This is a genomic window from Polyangiaceae bacterium (genome assembly GCA_016715885.1).
GTDB lineage: Bacteria > Myxococcota_A > Polyangia > Polyangiales > Polyangiaceae > Polyangium.
This window is the reverse complement of record JADJXL010000022.1, coordinates 275385-294253: the sequence shown is the minus strand read 5'-3', so window position 1 is coordinate 294253 and position 18869 is coordinate 275385. Positions and strand designations below refer to the sequence as shown.

Sequence of the window (18869 nt, the reverse complement as noted above, 5' to 3'; positions counted from 1 at the left end):
AAGACACGGCTCTATACAGCCGTCGTCGTTCCGGATAAACTGCTGAGCGGAGGTGAATCGTGGGTGAATTCGAGGGAAAGATTGCGCTGATAACCGGTGGAAACGCGGGGCTGGGAAGGGCCGCGGCCGAAGCGTTTGCCCGTGAAGGCGCCAAGGTCGTCTTCACGGCACGCCGTGAAGAGCTCGGGCGCGAAGTCGAGGGTTCCATTCGCGCTACGGGCGGCGATGCCACGTTCATCCGCGCCGATGTGACATCCGAAGACGATGTCAAGGCGCTCGTAGAGCGGACCTTGTCCATCCATGGCCGCTTGGATTACGCCTACAACAACGCTTGGGGAGCGCTCCGAGCGTCATCCCTCGTCGAGATGACCGCAGAATCTTTCGACCGGGATCTTGCATTTCTGCGTGCGATATTTTTCTGCATGAAATACGAAATCCCAGCCATCGCAGCAAGTGGAGGAGGTGCCATCGTCAATTGCTCCTCGCTCGCATCCCAATCGGTGCAGCCCGGCCTTGGCGCGTATTCGGCGGCGAAAGCCGGGCTCGAGGCGCTCACGCGTACGGCTGCCGTGGAGAGTGCCGCGAAAAACATCCGCGTCAATGCGATCGTCGCCGGGGCATTCGAAACCGCTATGGCAGCCGAATATGCGCAGCAATTGCCACAAGAAGCGCTCGGCGCGCTCTTCGCGAGGCTGCCCATGAAACGCATGGGCCGCCCGGCCGAGCTTGCTGATGCCGTGCTCTTCCTCTGTTCGGATCGAGCGGCGTTCATAACGGGAGCCAACTTGCAGCTCGACGGTGGTTTTCGCATTACCTGATGACGGATGCACCGCTTTCCCTCAACCACGCTTGCGCGCGCCTCGCGGCCCTCCCATGCACATCAGCAATGCTTGCCGCAATGTCGCCAGCGTGCTGATCGACGATAGGTCCACGCCCATCGACACGATCGTTTGCGCCACCTCCGGCCGAATACCGACCACGATGCTCTGCGCGCCAAGGAGTTGCACGGCGCGGACGATGCGCATGAGGTGATCGGCCGTGCCGGTATCGACCGCATCGACGCCCGTCAAATCGATGATTGTATATTGGCAACCCGTGCGCGTCACCGCATCGAGCAGCGTCATCATCATTTGCTCGGCCCGCTGCTCGTCGACGATTCCAAGCACCGGGACCGTCAAAACGCCCTCCCATACTTCGATGATGGGCGTCGACAATTTTTGAATGGCCGTCTGCTGCTCTTCGATGATGCGCAGCTTGTCCTTGAGGGTGCTTTCGGATTCCTTGCGCTCGGTGACGTCAAAGAGAAAACCTCCGACGGTATCGCTTCCATCGCCCCCGCGTACGCTCACCACGTTGTGGAGCCACACCGTGCGCCCGTCTGCGGCTCGAATGCGAAAATCGAAATCGTCTTCGCCAGACGCAGCGACGAGGTGCAGGAGCGTGCTTTCGCGGTCCTCCGGATGGACGTGCGTGCCCAAGAAATGGTCCGAATACCAGGCATCTTGCGGATAGCCGAGCATTTTGACGACCTGCGGGCCGACGTACGTGAACCGGCCCGTGATGCGATCGGCTTCCCACGGGACGACGTTGGCCGTTTCCACGAGCCTTTGGAGGCGCTCTTCGCTTTCTTTGAGGGTCTTTTCGGCTCGGGTTCGCGTCGCCGTCTCGCGAACCAAATCGGCCGCGAGCAGCGCATTTTCCAGTGAAATGGCCGAAAGGAATTCGAGCAAGGAGAGTCGTTTCGGCGTGAACGCTCCGCGGGCCAAACGGTTTTCCAAGTACAAGATGCCGGCGACTTCGCCGCGCCGGACGATGGGAGCGCATAGAAGCGACTTGGGACGACGTGCAGCCACGTAAGGATCGCTTGCAAACGTCACGTTGGATGCGACATCGTCGAGCACGAGTTTTTCGCGCGTTCGCCGCACGTATTGCGCAACGGAGATGGGAAACTCGTTCGCTGAAGGAGCATTTCTATTTCGTGAGGTATCGACGCGCACGCCATCATGATCGGCCGTGATTTCCGCGGCAAAACTGAGCCCTTCGGCCGTTGGCAAAAGCAAACAAGCTCGCTGCGCGCCCGCGTGTTCGGTGAGAATTCGCATGAGCGTTGCCAAAAGCTCGTCGGGCGACATTTCACTCGAAATCGCGGCCGATGCCTTGGCAGCCGTCAGCGAATCGATGGGCTCGGCATCCGCGCTCGGCATCGGCGAGCTTTCCCGCCGCGGCGCTTCCACGAGGTCCGGATACAGCGTATCGAGCTGCCGGACCTTCGCTTTCGCGCCCCACCGATCGTAACATTTGCGTGCTTGTCGAAGATTGGCGGCGGGCAAGAGCGCATAGCCGCGCTGGTTGTAGAAAACCCCGGCCAGCTCGCACGCGAGCCCCTCGACGTGAACGAATCCCGATTCACGCGCGAATCGAATCGCCTTGTCGTAGAGCACGATGGCGTCGTGATCCCGGCCATCGATACGCGCGATTTCTGCCGAAACCAAATGATGCCGTGATCGAAAATTGTCCGGACAACTCTCGCTCCATTGCCGGAGTTGATCCTCGTAATTCGTAAGTCGCTTTCGGAAACCCGCTCGCGCTTCCTCCGTGGCATCTTGATAGGCGGCGGCGACCGCCAAAGCGGCATAGAAGTAAAACTCGGCATCCGCCACGCTATAGAGCCGGCTCCAAATCAAGCCTTCTGCTAGATCGGCTGCGGCGAGCGCATCTGCATGTTCGCCTGCATGATAACGCGCCACCAGCTTGTAGATTGCATACAAGTAATGGATGACCGGAATTCCCTGGGCTTGCAGGTGTTTCTCGAATGCAACCTCGTCGAGTCCATCGCCGGTGAGCGACCCGAATCGTTCCGTCTCACCACGAAGCGACCGCGCGCAATGCTGCAGCGTGCGCGCATTATCGGCCAAGAACCCGAATCGCGCATTCGTCAAAAACTCGTACGCAAAAGCGCCCGCATCCTGGACGGCATCGAGCGGCTCACCCAAGGCCAAAGACACCATCGCCGTCTGGAGCAAATTCGAGCCGGCATAAATGGTTTTTCCTGCGTTTTTCCCGCTACGGAAACCCATCGCCAAAATTTCCAGCGACTCGCGCATGGGTCGTGACCAAATCAACGTGAGTGCGCCGAAATTGACGAGGGCCTCACTCGCATAACTTTCAAAACGAGGCTCTTGGCTCAGGTCGCATGCAAGCTTGCCAAAGAGGTAGCCATCGCGGAATTCACTGAACCGCGAACAAAGAACCAAGCCGAGGATCGCATAACCGTGCGCCGATGCGGGCGCATTGCCATGCAAAATACTCAGACGCACCATGTGCGCGACAGCGACTTGCGAGAGGTTGGGAACGACATACACCGCAGCCGGATAGAGCGCGGCAAGGATGTCCATCGCCGCAATCGTATCCGGATCCGTCATCGCGGACAGTCGACCAAGAGACTCGATCGTCGTGCCCTGGAGTTTGTCCCGTACCGCCGCCACCTCGGAGCGAACGTCCTGCTCGGTCGGATCGGCAGGTAGCTCGATCCCGAACAAACGCAGCGCCGTCCGCCCGAGCTCGATCGCGTGCGCATTGTTCATCTGCGCCGTCGCAAGCAGGAGCTGAATCCGATACGCACCCGCCTTGTCGACCGGCGTGCGCGCATGTTCGAGCACCGTCGCGCAGAGCCGCTCCGCATCCTCGAAGCGCCCCGTCATGAACTCGCACTCCGCAAGCTCGATGTGCAGCGCATACGCGAGCGCATACTCGGTCGACCACGCATCCTCGGGCAAAAGACCAATACCCTTGCCAAGGTACATGGCCGCCGTTCTTGCCGCCGCAGCCGCCTTGGCCTTGCGGCCTGCGCGCAGATCGAGCTCGGCGATGCGGCGTCGCTGATGCGGCGACTCGACTCGCGCTGCACCCAGGTTGAGCTGGTTGACGATGTCGAAAATCGCGCCGTCGAGCTCGTCCTGGGGCGTGCGCTCGAAAAGCAGCCATCCCAGCCGCAAATGCAGCGCCGTGCGCTCGTCTTCCCCAATCAACCCGTACGCGGCATGAACGAGTCTGTCGTGGAGGAACTTGTAGCCGCTCGGCCGCTGCAAGAGAATCCCGTCCGCCAGCGCAGGCTCGAGCAACGAACGAACCTCCTCGCTCGTCTTGCCGCACAAAGTCGCCACCAAATCGACCGAAAATTCATTGCCCGTGCTCGCTGCGATTTCGAGCGTCTCGAGCGTTCCTTCGGGCAAACGCCGCAGCTTGCCCAGCACGAGCTCCACGAGATCGTCGGTGATCTCCTTCGACTCGATGTCCGCAATGTCCCACCGCCAGCCCCACCGCTGCGCGTCGAACCGAATGAGTTTTTCCTCGTGCAAGACGCCCAGCAGTTGCGCCATGAAAAACGGGTTGCCCCCGGTTTTGGCCCAAAGCAGCGACGCCAAAGGTTTGGCCTCGGAAGGCTCGCAGCCGAAAAGATCCCGCACGAGATCGACGACTTGCGCTTGCGAAAGCGGCCCGACGACAATCGGCGTCACCGTCACCCCAGCACCTCGCACCGCACCGAGCATGCTGTCGAGCGGATGCGACGGCCCCACGTCTTCTTCGCGATACACGCCGACCATGAGCAAATTGCGCAGCGCGGGTTGCGTGAGAACGTGCTGAAGAAGATCCAAGCTGCCAAAATCCGCCCACTGAAGATCGTCCAGCAGAAGCACGATCGGTCGCTCGGACGTCGCGAGCACATCGACGAAATTTGCGAACGTCATGTTGAACCGGCTCTGCGTGTCCGCAGCCGGGAGAACCACCGCCGGAGGCTGCTTGCCGATCACCAATTCGATCTGCGGAACCAGATCCACGACGAGCTGCGCGTTCACGCCGAGCGCTGCAACGAGTCGCTGGCGTATCGCATCGAGCTCCTTGTCGGGCAGCGCGAGGAGCTGACGCACGAGATCTCCGAAAGCCTGGCCGATCGTCGTGTACGGAATGTCCCGCCTTTGATGCTCGAACTTACCCCAGAGGAAAAACGCCTTCTCGTCGCTGCTCTTTTGAAGCTCACGCAGAAGCGCCGTTTTTCCAATTCCCGACGGCCCCGTCACGAGCACGACCTCGCGCGTGGTCGACGCTCGACCGACAGCCGCGCGAAGCGCCGCGAGCTCTTCCTTGCGGCCGTACATCTGCCCGGCGCTGCGGAGTTTGTCCCAGACGTCGCGCGTGCCGAGCGGGAACGGCTCGATGTGCGCCGTCGTCAAAAGCTCGGACAAGCAGCGTTCCAGGTCGAGCGCGAGGCCTCGGGCGCTCTGGTAGCGTTCGTCCGGCGACTTCGCGAGGAGCTTCATGACGATGCTGGAGACGACCACGGGCGTTTGCGACGCAGCTTCGATGAGCGCACGTGGCGCGCGCGCGACATGGCAGTGCACCCACCCGACGGCATCGTCGGCGTGAAACGGAAGCGCCGCGGCCCAGCGCTCGTACAGCACGATGCCGAGCGAATAGAGGTCCACGCGGTGATCGATGGGGGAGTCGAACCGTCCCGTCTGTTCGGGCGCGATGTAGGGCAGTGATTCGAGAGGTAGTTTGAGTGCCGAGGGCTCGGCTTGCGCGACGGTCTGCACGCCGCTCAGCTCGACCGTCACATGCTCGAAATCGATCCGCAGCGTGTCGGAGCGGATGCTCTGGTGGATGATGCCGCTTTGATGCAGCTTCGCGAGAGCTTCGGCAGCGGCGAGCGCGCCGCGCAGGAACTGTTCGAGGGTCAAGGCTCCGGGGGAAATTCCGTCGACGCGAGATTGAGCGGGCATGGTAACCGGTTCAAATAGCACCCTTTGTTCTGGAGCTGCAGTACATTGACATTTTGCGAGCCAAAGCACCACCCGCGAAGTCGCCTACTCGTTTGAAATCATTGCATTTTGCGACAATTGGGTGAGCTTGCGTGCCGGTCGCATAATTTTGTTGCGTCACGGTCGAAACGTGTGCCTGCGGTATTGGCAAACCTGGCAGCGCGGCCTTCGTCGGGCCAACGTCGAGCGGATGCGTCGCGGCTCGAAGCCCGAATCGTGCCCGTCGATTGACGCCGAATTTGGTTCGGGGCTCATGGCGGCAGGCCAGCGATAGGGAAAAGAGGACGTACATGCAAGACTCCCATCATGAGAACCAGCTCGTCGCCGAAGAGGCGGCATCGAATCCGCTTTTGGCATTCCTCGACCGCATGGAACGAAAGCCGGACGTCATTGCACGCAGGCGACGTTCGTACGAGCTCCTGCGCGCCGAACGAGGATCGAGCGTCGCGGACATTGGTTGTGGTGCGGGAACCGCCATATTCGAGCTTGCGGAGCTGGTTTCGCCGGGTGGTTCTGTTTTTGGGGTGGATATCAACGAAAGTTTGATCAACGTGGCACGCGCGCGCGCTGCCCGCAGGGGAATCCATGCCACGATGCAGGTGGGTGATGCGGAATCGTTACCCTATGCCGATGGCAGCCTACACGGATACCGTGCGGAGCGGCTTTATCAACATTTACGACAGCCGGAACCAGCATTGAAGGAAGCGCACCGAGTGCTTGCGCCGGGAGGGCGCATCGTGCTCGTGGACCAGGATTGGGACAGCGTGCTGCTCGATAGCAACGATCTCGCCACGACGCGCAGCATTGCGCGCGCCACGGCGGGGGGCATTGCAAATGGTGCAGTCGGGCGCCAATATCATCGATTGCTCAAGGACGCTGGTTTTTCGAATGTGCACGTCGTTGCGGACACGCACGTGTGCACGAGCTACGACGAATACGGATTTTTTCCAGAACTATGGGCTCAATTGGCGGAGGCCATGGGCTTGCTGACGTTGGAAGCCGCCAATGCGTGGTTGTCCGATCAGAAAACGCGAGGCGCCAACGGGCGGTTTTTCCTGGCGATGACCCATTTTCTCGCGGTGGGGCATCGGTGACACCGCGATGCGCGCTCATCTGCGAGGATAATAATACACCCGCGGTGCCGGCGTGATGCGCTGGATGATGATGGGACGGGCCAGCCAAGGATCGTACCACGGGCCGTATGGATAGGGCCCCATTCCCCAAGCGCCGTACATCGTCATGGTGCTCGGCGGTGGCTCGGCTTCGCGGCGGTCGAATGGAGTCCGTTCGGCAATGGTTTCCGCGTCGGTTTGAACTTCCCAAACGATGTCGAATTGCGGCAGATCCTCGGCATCTTCCAGGTTGCCGGGCAAGAGATGGTACGTGTCGATCGTGCGTGATTCGCCTCGCGGTATGGTGACCACGGGCATACCGGTCCCATTGGTATTGACGAATGCGGGGGCTACCGGCGGCATGCGGGACGAGAATTGAATGCGGATGTTACGCGTATCGACATTCCACTCGCGCTCGCCGCGCTCGTTGGCAACGATGAGTCGTGTGTGCAATGCCGGCGCAGGGTCGGTGTCTTCGTCGAGCAGAACGTCATCGATGCCGAGCGATGCGATACGGACATCCCCGAGTTGCGTATCGGGTGGAATGGCGTAGCGCGCGGCCGGAGCCCCCATGACGGTAGCCGTGGCCTGCTCGGCAGGCTCGTAATAGTAGCGGGTCGCCCCGCATCCCGCGGCGAGCGGCACACCGAGCACGAGCGCAATGACGTAGCGACGCATGGCCACGCGAAATGCAATCCGCGTGCGCATGCGGCGGCCGGACGGACTGCTCGGCGAGACCGCTCAAGGCACGTATTCGTGCGCCCCGATGTCCGGAGCGCTCGATGCGTCAGCCGGCTCCGCTCGCCGGTTTCCGAAAAATCAAGCAATGGTTGTTCGCGGGCATCGCCACGGATGTTTCATGCGACAAACCGTTCGACGCAGCGAGCTTCGCGAGGTCGCCCATGTCGCGCACGCCCCAGGCTGGATTTCGCGCCCTGAGCGATTCATCGAAGGCCTGATTGCTTGACGCGTGAAACGCTCCCGAAAATCGTCACGGGCCGTACGTCAAGAGAAACCCTTCAGGCCGAAGCACGCGTGATGCGCCACGAAAGAGCCCTTCACTCGCGGACCAAGGTGAAATGTGGATCATGTTGATGCACACGACGGCATCGGCGTATTCAATGGGCCAAGTGGAATCTGCGGCATCGAGCGTCATGGCGGGGCGGATGTTTGCCAGGGCTGCTTCGGCGCGATGCGCTCCGATGCTCGCGAGCGCGTCGGGGTCGCGATCCGTAGGCTGAAACGTGACGTGCGGAAGGTATTGGGCGAAATGGACGACGTGCTGGCCCGAACCTTCGGCAATCGTGATGACAAGCGCAGGTTTGGGCAACAGCGGGCGCAGAACGTCGAGAATGGGCTGCTTGTTGCGATCGGCGGCTGGGGCGTGGAGTTTCATGGGACGACCGAAGCATAGCGCAAAAGGGCCGAGGGGCGAAGTCGAGAAGCACCTGCGGCTTGCATGCGCCGCTTTGCCGCTGGAGGAGCGATGGGGACAAGGAAATCGACGCGTTTATCCCGGCCGTGGGGAGGGCAAACGTTTTTCATTGCAAACGGTTCGTGGCTGACGGTATGCTGGTTCCATGCTCAGCCTACATCGTCAGGCGGTATCGGCATTCACCGACGCTGTTCATCGGAGTTTCGCGCGGGAGTTGTCCTGCTGGTGGTCCAAGCGACTGCCATGGTTCGTCGAGTTTATTGGGGAAGACCGCGAGACTCTGGGCTTGCACGTGATCGAAGAAGCTGTATCGTACGGCTACGTCGCAGAGGCGGACATCATGCGCTACTCGATCGGGTACATCTATTTTGGTAGCCGCTTCCCCGAAAGCCCACTGTACGAAAACATGCTCGAGCGATGCCACTGGAGGGATCAAGTGGCGCCCGTCCTCAAGCTTGCGCGAGTTCTCGACCATGTCGACATGCTACTCTGGGACGGAACGTTTAGCACAAAACGCGGGTGTCTCGAGAACCTCCCGCTGGCGACCGATTGTCCACTCGTGCCGCTCGAGTCGCATCAACTTGAAGTTGTATTGCAATCGGTGATGTCGCGGCGCCTCGTACACCTGAACCTCGAGCGTTTGGCAGATTACGTGCATCTGCTGGACTCGGGATGGGGTCGAACTGGCGTTCCGGCTGCGTGGCAATTACGTGCAGCGATGCTGGGCGTGTTTCTGGGTTGGAATTGGATGCAGTCGCCTGCGTGGGCATGGATTGTCACGGCAATGCAGAGTGGTGATACGGACACGATCATGAGGAGGCTTTATGGGGCATCTGGTACATGAAATTGCGCATGGAGAGTCGCTTTATGGGATTGCGCGAGAATATGGCATCGACATTCGGGATCTTCAGGTGCAGCGTGGCGCAAAGATTTTTGATTTGGGTACTGGTAATCAGAGCTTTGATCCCAAGAGCTTGGGTCCTGGCGACAAGGTGCTCGTACCTGATTTGACACAAGTCGCAAGCCGCTCAGAAGAATGTGGAATACAACACGAGGAGGGAACGAGCCATGAGTAAAATGACAGCGCAAGTGGCTGCCATCAATAACGACTGCGCGGCGGCGTCCAAGGATCCGCTCTCAGCGAAGAAAGACTGCCGCAAAACGAAATGGGTCGTGGTCATCGATCCCGGTCATGGTGGCACCGCCAACGTCAGCGGGTCGTACTGGAACAATGCGGTTGGTGTGGTGAGTGATGTGTATGAAAAAACGATGACTCAACGGTTTGCGAATATCTTGAAACCCACCATTGAAGCGCGTGCCAATGCGATGGCCGTCGATGTCGAGGTTGTTCTGACCAAATCGGACGAGAATATAAATCTAACCGCTGCGGAGCGGGCGCAGGTAGTTACCGATTCGAAGGCGGACTTCTTCATTATTCTCCACTTCAATGCCTTCAACAGAGGTGCAGAATCGTTTTTTTTGGACATTACGCCAGGAATCAATGGCCAGAAACGCAACAAACCACCACACTACAACCGTCAACTGTACTCGAGCAGTGACAAACTGCCGCGCGGACCTCTGCTCGTGAAACGCGCAGACATGCCCAGCGGTAACGGTTACACTACCAGCGACGCTTTCGGGGCGTCTGTCAAGAGCAAGGTTTTGGCTGCACTCAAGAGACTCGACTCGACGAGCAGCTTTGCGCCGAGGCATGACCAATTGGCCAAAGGCAACAACGTGCCGCTCCTAAAACAAGGGCTATATGGGAAACATCAGTTTGCGTGCTGCTATCTGGAGGGCGATTTCATCAATGTCGAGTCGGGGGACCGGACCTGGAATCCCATAGAATATGCGGCGAATATCGGCGAAGTTCGTGGTGACAAGGTGTCGGTGGATGCGAAGGGAATAGGGGCCGCAATTGGTGCAGCCTCTACAGCGCCGTTTGGTGCATCGCTGGGACCACTTGGACTTCTTGCAACCGCTGCGGGAGGCGCGGCTGCTGGCAACGCCATGGGCGCCGCCATAAATGCACTCCAAGATCCACCCCTGCTCGCCAAAGATGAGATGTACAAAGCTGCATCCGAAGCGATCACCGATGCCATTTTCGAGGTCATCGCAAGAGTGATCCTGGAGCAACTTTCAAAAGACGCGCAAAAGCTTTGGAAGCAGGTGGAGGATGGGTGGAAGAAGCTCAGCGAGCCAGCGAAAGAGTGAATCGACATCACTCTTTGTCATAATATGAATGCCTTCCTCGACGCTGCTGCGCCAGTTCGCTTGGTTGGGCTAGTATCTCAAACAGGCATACACAAGGTGACGACCGCAGCGCTCTCAGAAGCTTTGCATGGTTGGGTCTGGCGCGACGTGCAGAAATCGAATAGGATGGTGGCATGACGGCGCCGAGTGTCGACGCGGAAACGCTGGCCGCGTATTTCCACCCGCTTCTTCCCGAGACCTGGGACGATCCGGTGGTGGGTCCTGTCTTGCGGCGATTGGCCGAGACGGCGCCCGAAGTGATCGCCGCGGTTGCCGACGTGGATCGGGCGCTTTTTCGACGCCCTCTCGATGTCGATGGAGCAACGCGTGGCGCAGGCGATGCATCGAGCGGCGTTCATCGAGGCAATGCGGGAGGCGAAGTAGCGATGGTAGGTGCCGATGCAGGTCAGCAGATGTTGCTGGCGCTGCTGGATGCGGGCGTCGAGTTCATCGTGGTTGGGGGGACGGCGGCCGTCATGATGGGAGCGCCCGTCGTGACGTTCGACATCGACATCGTTCATCGACCCCGCGACGGGCGGGACTTCCTCGAAGGGGCCTTCGAGCGTGTGGTTTTCGACGGCTTCGAGTGTCGTCGATCGTGCCGGCTCGCCTTCGAGGGCGCGCGATCGTGCGGGCTCACGACCACCGGTCGCGCGGGGCGACGCGAGGGCGCCGGGGATACACGCACGGGGGGAGCGCGGCGAACCGTCGGCGATGCCTTCACGTATCGGCCCGTGTGTCTCGAATACACGACGGGCCCGCCGGTGCGAACGCCATATCGAGCCGTCGCCCAAGCCCGATTGGGCATGCGCACGCGGGCATAATGGAGGTCTCGGGGTTCGTCGACGAACACCACCCACCCGTTCGAGCTCCGATAATACCAATTGCCGTCCACCCAATACGCGGGCGCCCCGCGATAATACACGTACGGGTGGGATGCAATGTTCGCCGGCATCGGGCCCGCGTCCGCCACGACGTAGCCGTAAACCGTGGGTCTGTGCACGACCGTCGCCGTGCCCGCGCACCCCATCGACGCCACGCCGAGGAGGGCGAGGGCGATCAACGCCAACGTCCACCAGGGACCGCGTCCACGGGTCTTTCTCATCTCCAAGGCTCCGTCGTCACGCTCGATCCGCATGCGTCACCTCCTCGTGGCAGGTCGTAAGTTATCAGAATGCACGAAAATGTAAACCGCAATCCGCGCGCGTACCCGCGGTCGACGTGGGCGCCGAATGCCACAAATGACGCTACTCTACGGAACCAACCCCGGTCCAATCATCGGACTTGTGACCGATGCCTTATCGATGTCGATGGAGCAACGCGTGGCGCCGGCGATGCACCGAGCGGCATGGGCGTGGCTGCTCAGACACGTATTTGCTGTGGATGTCAATGTTTGCCCCGAGTGTGCTGGCCCATTGAAATGGCGCCAAGTTGCGCTGACGCCCGCCGAATTTGGCGTTTTTTTCATCCTATGCGCTGGTGCTTGCCGCCATGACGCGCGTCCGAGGTTGTCAGCCGTGGTCGGCGCGTGAGACAGCTTCTTGTCGTTCCCGCACGACCGTTCTACACTTGCTTCGTGGATCAACTTTACATTGTACGAGCCCAATTGTTGCATGCCATTGGGTACGTGCCCGGGGCCGTGTTTTATGTCTGGCGTGGCACCACCACCGTGGACGCGGCTCGCGCATTGGAGCAAACGGTTCGAATCGCAGCCGCTCGATCCGATGGTGCCGGAGTCTTGCTTGGCGTCGTCGACACGGGAGCTCCGCCGCCGGAGCCCGATGTACGCAAGGCGCTTGCGGACTCGCTCGCCGCAGGGGCCGGATTCGTGCGCGCGTCCGCTCTCGTATTCGAGGGGGAGGGCTTTCGGGCGTCCATGGTTCGGGCTGTGGCCACCGGTCTCAGTATGCTTGCGCGTCTCCCATACCCTCATGAGTCGTTCTCCAGCGTTTCAGCAGCAGCGAAATGGCTCGAGCGATTTCACGACGACAGCGGTGCGGTGATATGCTCGGCCGCCGCGCTCGAGGCTCACATGCATGCGCTTCGCACAGCGCCGCATCGATGACTGATCGGTTCGGCGCAACCTTCCGAATCGCAGCACGAAGGTGCCCAGCGCGAAATTGTCGGGCTCTCGGTCACCCGAGTTGTGGTGGATGGGATGCGCTATGTCTTTACTCGCGTCGAACTCGAGTCTAAACTCAGGGCGTGGCGCATCTCGAGCCCGAATCCGAGCAAGCTCTACGCACGATCCTCGAGGCGCAGCAGTACGGGGTCGTTGCCGCGTATCTTTTCGGGAGCTTTGCTCGCGGGACAGGGCGGTCGGACAGCGACGTCGACATTGCCGTTCTCTACGCGCAAGCCCCTGCGCCAACGCTCGATGCTCAACCGTTCAGGCTCGAAGGGGAGCTCGAGCGTGCCGTTGGGCGACCGGTACAGGTCGTCAACCTGCATTCGGCGCCGATCGATCTGGTGCACCGGATTCTCCGTGACGGTAAACTTCTCCTGGACCGTGATCGCAGCGCACGGATTGCATTCGAAGTGCGAGCACGAAATGAATATTTCGATTTGGAGCCCGTGCTTCGAAGATACCGTCGACAAGAGAGACCGACATGACGGACGTGGACCTCGTCAGCAAGAAGCTTGCTTGTATTGAAACGTATGTCCAAGAATTGCGCACATTGTCGCGCCCCGCCGATATCGTGCGGGATTTACGTGAGCGCCGGTTTGCAGAGCATACCTTGCAAATCGCCATTCAAGCAGCGCTCGACGTAGCCTCGCACATCGTTTCGGACGAACGTATGGGCGAACCTCGCTCGAATCGAGCCATGTTCGAGCTGCTCGAACAGCATGGCTGGATTGATGCGACGCTCGCATTGACACTCCACAACATGGTGGGTTTTCGCAATCTTTTGGTGCATGGTTATGCAGCGGTCGACCCCCGAGTCGTACAGAATGTCGTGCAACACCATGTGGATGATTTGCTGCTGTACGTGGCTGCGATTCGACAGAAACTGAATACGCGGCAACAAGAGTCATGACGGTCGCAGATGACTTCACGAGGTTGCGACCGCGCCGCGATCGAAATACCTCGTCACTTACCGCCCGGTTTGTCCGCCGCTTTGCCGGCGCAGTGACCCGCTGACGCACCGATCGTCACCCACTTCCGCTCCAATCGCGCCATCCGTCCTTCAGCTTTTCGCTCAATGCCTGCGCTCGTTGCCGAGTTTTGCGGCAGACGCGGCGACCGCCGTCGAGTCTCGAGCCCAACCTTCCGGATCCTCATCGACTTTTTGCTCGTGCACGACCGACGGTCACCGCGTGCGTCGTCCGAACGCGGCAATCGTCGTCGAGTTTTTCGCCCGACGCGCTGACCGTCGTCGAGTTTCCTCCACGAGCGCACCGCGTGCCGTCGAGTTTTTTCGCGAACTCGACGAGGGTTCCCGCAGCTTCGTTCCTGCCTGACGATCGACGACAAAAAATGTTGAACATCTTCGATGGCGCTGCATCGAAGCGGATAACCACCTGGTGACGCAGCCGGGTCGGAAAGGAGCGACATCATGAGTCAGCTATCGTTTGCCCATGTTCCGCAAGCGGGTTTTACTGCATTCGGGTCCACGATGTCGACGGGCGCTTGGGCGCTCGTGGATACGACGAACTACGAGAATTCGTCGACGCCACTCTGGAATGCACCAATGACGGCCGTGGTGAAAATTCGTATGAAGCGGACGGTGATGGGGCTCCTCGAGGCGATTGCCGGAGCTGGGGGTGCGAAGGGTTGCGATCGGCAATGGGACTCCTGCCAAAAGCAATTGAATGGGCTCCTCGGGGTGGCGGCGGAATCGAACAACACGGCCAAGCGGGAGGCTGCCGAGCGTCTACAAAAGATGCTGCTTCTCGGTGCGGGCGCTGGGCAGACGCAATTGCGGTATCAAGAGGAAGTCGATTTCGCGCGCAAGCAGGCGGCGTTGACATCGCAGGGACAAGGTGCAGCGGACGTGGCGCTCTTGGGGCTCGGGCCGATCATGGCGGAGATTGCATCGGCCACGGATGCATTGGCCGCGGCGATTGGCCATGGCGAGACGAATCGCACGCCATATCGGCGAAAAGCAACTGCGGCGATGGAATGCGCGACGACGTTTGCATGGGCGGCCGATACGCTTTCATGGATGGTCGAACATGGTGGCGAAGGCGCCGAGCGTGAATTGGCAATGGCGCTTCACGCATCGCTCGTGGAATTGGCGGAGCGGTATGTCGCGACGGCGCCCGCGGCACTTGCGCAACAAGCGGCACCTCCGAACGCGTAATTGACAACCCCCTTCACCACGCCCATTCAATGCGCACCCGCGAACCACGCGGCAACGTCTCGAGCGCTCGCCGCTGCGCGCCCAGCGCTTCTTTCTTGACGATGTCCACCACCATCGGCATTCCAAAGTGCAGGCTGTGCGCCACTTTGACCTCTGCGAAAAGAAGCCAATCCGCCTCGCCCCCGTCCCCCTTCCCCTCAATCCAAAGACCCGCCGTCGTCGCCGGCACGGGATACGTCGGGCTCAATATCATCAGCGGCTCGATGGTCAATCGCTGTCCCGCATGATTTTCCACCCTGCCGCGTAATTCCGCCCGCTTGATCCCTCGAGAATCCGCGGGTGCGGACACAATGGGCGACACTGCCGCCTCGGCAGTCGGCAATGACGACTCGACCGGCGGTTTGTCCGGCGCGTCGGGCGCTGCAATCGGCATCGTCTCGGGCGCCGCATTGGAAAGCGGGTTTTCCGTCGTCGATGGCACGGCCGCGACGTGCTGCTTCGGCGCCCTCGCGGCAGCGCCGCAACCCGAAAAAACCAGCAATGCCAATATTACTCCCGCGCGCATGACGCACACGTCCGCCCTGGTCATTTTCAGCCCCCCAGCTCGTCTGGTTCAGAAGCTGAACGCGATGGCAAATTCCGCAATGCAAATTTGTGTGGAAAGCACCGTTTTGGCCGACGAATCCTCGCTCGTCCGTAGCAGACGTTCGCTCAATTCAGCGCGGCCAGACGAGCCCATCGGGCCGACAGAATCACGGACGCATTGCGATGACAAATATGTCGTGTGCGCCGGCCGATTCGAGGTTGGTCGTACCGAATGAAGCCTTCGAGGCGAATGTGCCTGCGACGAGAATGCGTCCAGACGGCTCGACCGCCAATCCGTTCGCGTCCTCATAGCCCGGTCCACCGAATGACACGGCCCAGCGTGGCGATCCGTCCGGATTCATGCTGACGGCCAGTGCGTCGTATTCGCCCGCGCTGCGCAAGGTGGATTCGCCGAACGTAAACGAACCGCGAAACTGACCAATCGCGTAGATGTTGCCCAGCGCGTCGAGAGCCACGCTGCCCAAGCTGTCATGCTCGGAGCTCCCGAGCCTCTGGGCCCATAAAGGTTTCCCCATTTTGTCGAAGCGCGCAATGAATCCTTCCCCGCCCCCGGCGCTCTCGAGATGATTCGTGCCAATATCGATGAATCGTGCAAACGATCCGACCAAAAGCAAATCACCCGATCGAGGATCGACGACGAGTCCATTCACAACGTCCAAAAAAGGTCCGCCGAACGATGTCGACCATGACAATCGGCCGTCGGACGACAGCGCCAAGAGAGCGACGTCGCCACCCCCACGGCTCGTCTTCGGACCATCGCCAAAATCGACCGTCCCCTCGAAACGAAGCGTTACGTACACGTTGCCGGCTGCATCGACGGTAGCATCCTGCGCAAAGATGGGCGAACGGTTTCCCAATGAGCGTGCCCATCGATATTTGCCACCCGGCGTAAAACTTGCCGCAAAGACGCCCGCGCTTTCGCCAGCATCCATGGGACCACCGCCGAAATTCGTTCCGGATTGGAACGTGCCGAAAACAGTCACGTTCCCTGCATCGTCCACGGCAATGGCTTGGCCCCAATCATTGCCTTTGCTACCGAAGCCTCGCGTCCACTCGCATCGACCCAAGGTAGACAATGCGCCAACGAGAATATCGTCGAATTCCACGGATCGAATTTTCCCGCAGCCAGCATTCATCTCGCGAAACGCTCCAGCAAAGATGACCGTGCCGTCGGGCCCCAAAGCCATATCGGTGATATTTTCGTTAGCTTTGCCGTGAAAATCCGTGGCCCAGCGAAGCTTCCCATCGGGGCCGAATCCGGCAATGAACGTCCCCATGTTGCCCTGCAATGCCGACGTACCCGTGAGCTTCTTGCCGTCGAAGTCGATTTCGAATTGGTAGCCGCCAGCCATGATCCACGTGCCGTCATCGGCAACGACGAGCCTACCAGCGTTGTCGCTTCCATAGGAACCCCAGCGCCGAGCCCACTCGAGGGTGGGTAGACGCACCGGCGCGGACGGCGCGGGTGGAGCTGCCGGAGGTGCACTCGCAGAAGCCGCCACAATGCTCGCGCTGGCCAATGGTGTGCCGGAGGATTTGCCTATGGTGGGCGCTGAATCGTTGGGTCGCGTCGGTGCGGGTGCCGGCGTGCATCCACACGAGATGGTCGTGACGGCAATCAAGGAAACCACGAGCTTCGACCGGGCGGATGCGCGCATGAAATGCTTTCTACCGCAAATCCTGGTCGATGCCCATGCTCAATGTGCAGTCCACCTTCGTGCAGGGTCGCGGGACCATTGCACTTTGCCCACGATGCCCTACGCTAGAGACGCATGAGCCAAGCCGTCCTCGATTCGTTATGTTCGATTCTGCGCGCATCGGCCGGCGATGTGCGCGCGGCCTACCGTGTGGGATCGCGCGTGTACGGCACGGCCAAACCCACGTCCGACGACGATTTCGTCGTGATCATGACGCGGCCTGGACAAAAGCAAGACTTGGCTTTTGCGCACGGAATCAACATCGTCATTCATGGCCCCGTGACCTTTCAAACAGCGCTCGACGATCAAAGCGTATTCGCATTGGAATGTTTCTTTGCGTCGCCGGAAGCGACGCTCATGGCCCCGCGCCCGCCCTTCAAGTATACGCTCGATCGAAGGAAATTGTCGGTGTCGGCCACCGAAAAGTCGAAAGCCGATTGGCAAAAAGCCAAAAAGCGATTCGTCGATGAGCCCGGGCCATCACGAAAGAAAGTCTTCCACGCCTTGCGAGTGCCGGCATTCGCGCTTCAAATCGCAAAGACCGGCAAGCTCGCCGACTTCACGTGCGCCAATGCTTGGCATGCGGATATTCAGCGCGGACCCAATGACGATTTTTCGTGGTACGAAGACCGATTCGGCACAGTTCGAGAAGAAATGTGCACCGAGCTCGTACAATTGGCCGGGAAAAAGTGACGGGGCTACGGTTTTACGCCAATCCAACGCTCGACAAGTATTCTTCCGCGAGGTGATCGATGTCTGCCTGCGACGGGTGAAAATCGGGCCGCATGTACGAGCGGATTCCCTTCCAAAGAAAAGCGCGCCGCTCTTTGACCGCTCGCATGGCCAAAAAATCATCCCATAACCGCCTCTTTTCGAGCTCCGTATCCTGCGTCAAGAGAACCGTGACGGCCATCGCCCAAAACCCCGTCAAACACACGCTGGCCATGGCCAGGCCCGCCATGCGCAACCCATAACTGGGATTCACCTTGCGGAGCACGTCGAATGCCACCGCCCGATGCTCGATTTCTTCCGCCGCATGCCAATACAGTAGCTGCCTCATCGCCGGATGTGCACGGTCCAGCAATCTGCTCTTCAATGCATTCTCGGCCATGATTGCCGTAAAATGCTCCGCAGCGGCCGTCGTCGCAAGCGCCAGCGACGTGGGCGATACCCGTTCGAGGAAACCAAACGCAATTCGTTCGTAAAGTGCCAAGATGCGGTGCACATCATAACCTTGCAGTTCGAGCTGCCGAAGCTGCCGCTCGTGCTCCTTCGCGTGACGTCCCTCCTGTCCGAAAAAACCCTTGATTTGAGCTTTCAAGTGCGGGTCGTCGACATGATCCATGTAATGGTTCACCGAACGGACGAAAAAACGCTCTCCGGCCGGAAATAGCATGTTGACGCCGTTGGCAATGTGCGTCGCCCATGCATTGTCTGCCAACCAATACCGCGGCAACTCGGCATCCAGATCGACCCCCGGCGACCGGGGACGAGGAACCGAACCATTTTGCTGCCGAGGGGCATCTTGGAGGACCGTCATGGCGAGTAACTCCTTTTCAGTCGCTCCAAGATATACCGGCTGTCGAGCGCTTGGTCAATGGCCGAAACGTGAAGAATGTCATGATGGCTAGCCTCGCTTCGCG

Annotated in this window: 16 protein-coding genes and 1 pseudogene; 11 read left to right on the top strand and 6 right to left on the bottom strand. The window is 60.1% G+C overall.

From position 1 onward, the window contains the following. The first annotated feature begins 59 nt into the window (after positions 1–59). Entirely contained in the window at positions 60–818 is a 759-nt protein-coding gene (locus IPM54_33320) for a glucose 1-dehydrogenase (protein ID MBK9264653.1), read from the top strand. Between the two features lie 21 nt (positions 819–839). On the opposite strand, the gene IPM54_33315 is transcribed toward IPM54_33320, so the two are convergent. Then, on the bottom strand, positions 840–5780 hold the full coding sequence (locus IPM54_33315; protein MBK9264652.1) for an AAA family ATPase: 4941 nt from the start codon (positions 5778–5780) through the stop codon (positions 840–842). A gap of 329 nt (positions 5781–6109) precedes the next feature. Between IPM54_33315 and IPM54_33310 the strand changes: the two genes are divergently transcribed. After that, positions 6110–6913, top strand: coding sequence for a methyltransferase domain-containing protein (locus IPM54_33310; protein ID MBK9264651.1), 804 nt, complete (start codon positions 6110–6112; stop codon positions 6911–6913). Positions 6914–6928: 15 nt separating this feature from the next. On the opposite strand, the gene IPM54_33305 is transcribed toward IPM54_33310, so the two are convergent. Beyond that, positions 6929–7639 (bottom strand): hypothetical protein, encoded by a 711-nt coding sequence (locus IPM54_33305; protein MBK9264650.1) that lies wholly within the window; start codon positions 7637–7639, stop codon positions 6929–6931. 79 nt (positions 7640–7718) lie between these two features. Next, positions 7719–8327, bottom strand: a pseudogene (locus tag IPM54_33300) (DUF938 domain-containing protein). A 184-nt stretch (positions 8328–8511) separates the two neighbouring features. Between IPM54_33300 and IPM54_33295 the strand changes: the two are divergent. From IPM54_33295 to IPM54_33260, 8 genes are all read left to right on the top strand, one after another. Continuing rightward, positions 8512–9210: a hypothetical protein gene (locus IPM54_33295; GenBank protein ID MBK9264649.1), complete on the top strand. Its 699-nt coding sequence runs from the start codon at positions 8512–8514 to the stop codon at positions 9208–9210. After that, a complete protein-coding gene (locus IPM54_33290) occupies positions 9191–9442 on the top strand; it encodes a LysM peptidoglycan-binding domain-containing protein (GenBank protein ID MBK9264648.1) in 252 nt (83 codons plus the stop codon). Before IPM54_33295 ends, IPM54_33290 begins: the two co-directional genes overlap by 20 nt. Further along, entirely contained in the window at positions 9435–10580 is a 1146-nt protein-coding gene (locus IPM54_33285; GenBank protein ID MBK9264647.1) for an N-acetylmuramoyl-L-alanine amidase, read from the top strand. The genes IPM54_33290 and IPM54_33285 overlap by 8 nt, the downstream gene beginning before the upstream one ends. Positions 10581–10753: 173 nt before the next feature. Continuing rightward, positions 10754–11443 carry a hypothetical protein gene (locus tag IPM54_33280; GenBank protein ID MBK9264646.1) on the top strand — a complete coding sequence of 230 codons (690 nt, stop codon included), beginning with the start codon at positions 10754–10756 and terminating at the stop codon, positions 11441–11443. Positions 11444–12195: 752 nt separating this feature from the next. Further along, positions 12196–12684, top strand: a complete 489-nt coding sequence (locus tag IPM54_33275; protein ID MBK9264645.1) for a hypothetical protein — start codon at positions 12196–12198, stop codon at positions 12682–12684. Between the two features lie 182 nt (positions 12685–12866). Further along, on the top strand, positions 12867–13232 hold the full coding sequence (locus tag IPM54_33270; GenBank protein MBK9264644.1) for a nucleotidyltransferase domain-containing protein: 366 nt from the start codon (positions 12867–12869) through the stop codon (positions 13230–13232). After that, on the top strand, positions 13229–13657 hold the full coding sequence (locus IPM54_33265) for a DUF86 domain-containing protein (protein ID MBK9264643.1): 429 nt from the start codon (positions 13229–13231) through the stop codon (positions 13655–13657). The genes IPM54_33270 and IPM54_33265 overlap by 4 nt, the downstream gene beginning before the upstream one ends. A 519-nt stretch (positions 13658–14176) precedes the next feature. After that, complete coding sequence (locus tag IPM54_33260) at positions 14177–14923, top strand: hypothetical protein (protein ID MBK9264642.1); 747 nt, start codon at positions 14177–14179, stop codon at positions 14921–14923. Between the two features lie 13 nt (positions 14924–14936). Here IPM54_33260 and IPM54_33255 read toward each other — a convergent pair whose 3' ends face one another. Next, positions 14937–15488 carry a hypothetical protein gene (locus IPM54_33255; protein ID MBK9264641.1) on the bottom strand — a complete coding sequence of 184 codons (552 nt, stop codon included), beginning with the start codon at positions 15486–15488 and terminating at the stop codon, positions 14937–14939. A gap of 187 nt (positions 15489–15675) precedes the next feature. Next, a complete protein-coding gene (locus IPM54_33250; protein MBK9264640.1) occupies positions 15676–17187 on the bottom strand; it encodes a hypothetical protein in 1512 nt (503 codons plus the stop codon). Positions 17188–17301: 114 nt separating this feature from the next. Between IPM54_33250 and IPM54_33245 the strand changes: the two genes are divergently transcribed. Next, complete coding sequence (locus IPM54_33245; protein ID MBK9264639.1) at positions 17302–17919, top strand: nucleotidyltransferase domain-containing protein; 618 nt, start codon at positions 17302–17304, stop codon at positions 17917–17919. A 13-nt stretch (positions 17920–17932) separates the two neighbouring features. On the opposite strand, the gene IPM54_33240 is transcribed toward IPM54_33245, so the two are convergent. Beyond that, entirely contained in the window at positions 17933–18766 is an 834-nt protein-coding gene (locus tag IPM54_33240) for a metal-dependent hydrolase (protein MBK9264638.1), read from the bottom strand. Positions 18767–18869 lie beyond the last annotated feature (103 nt).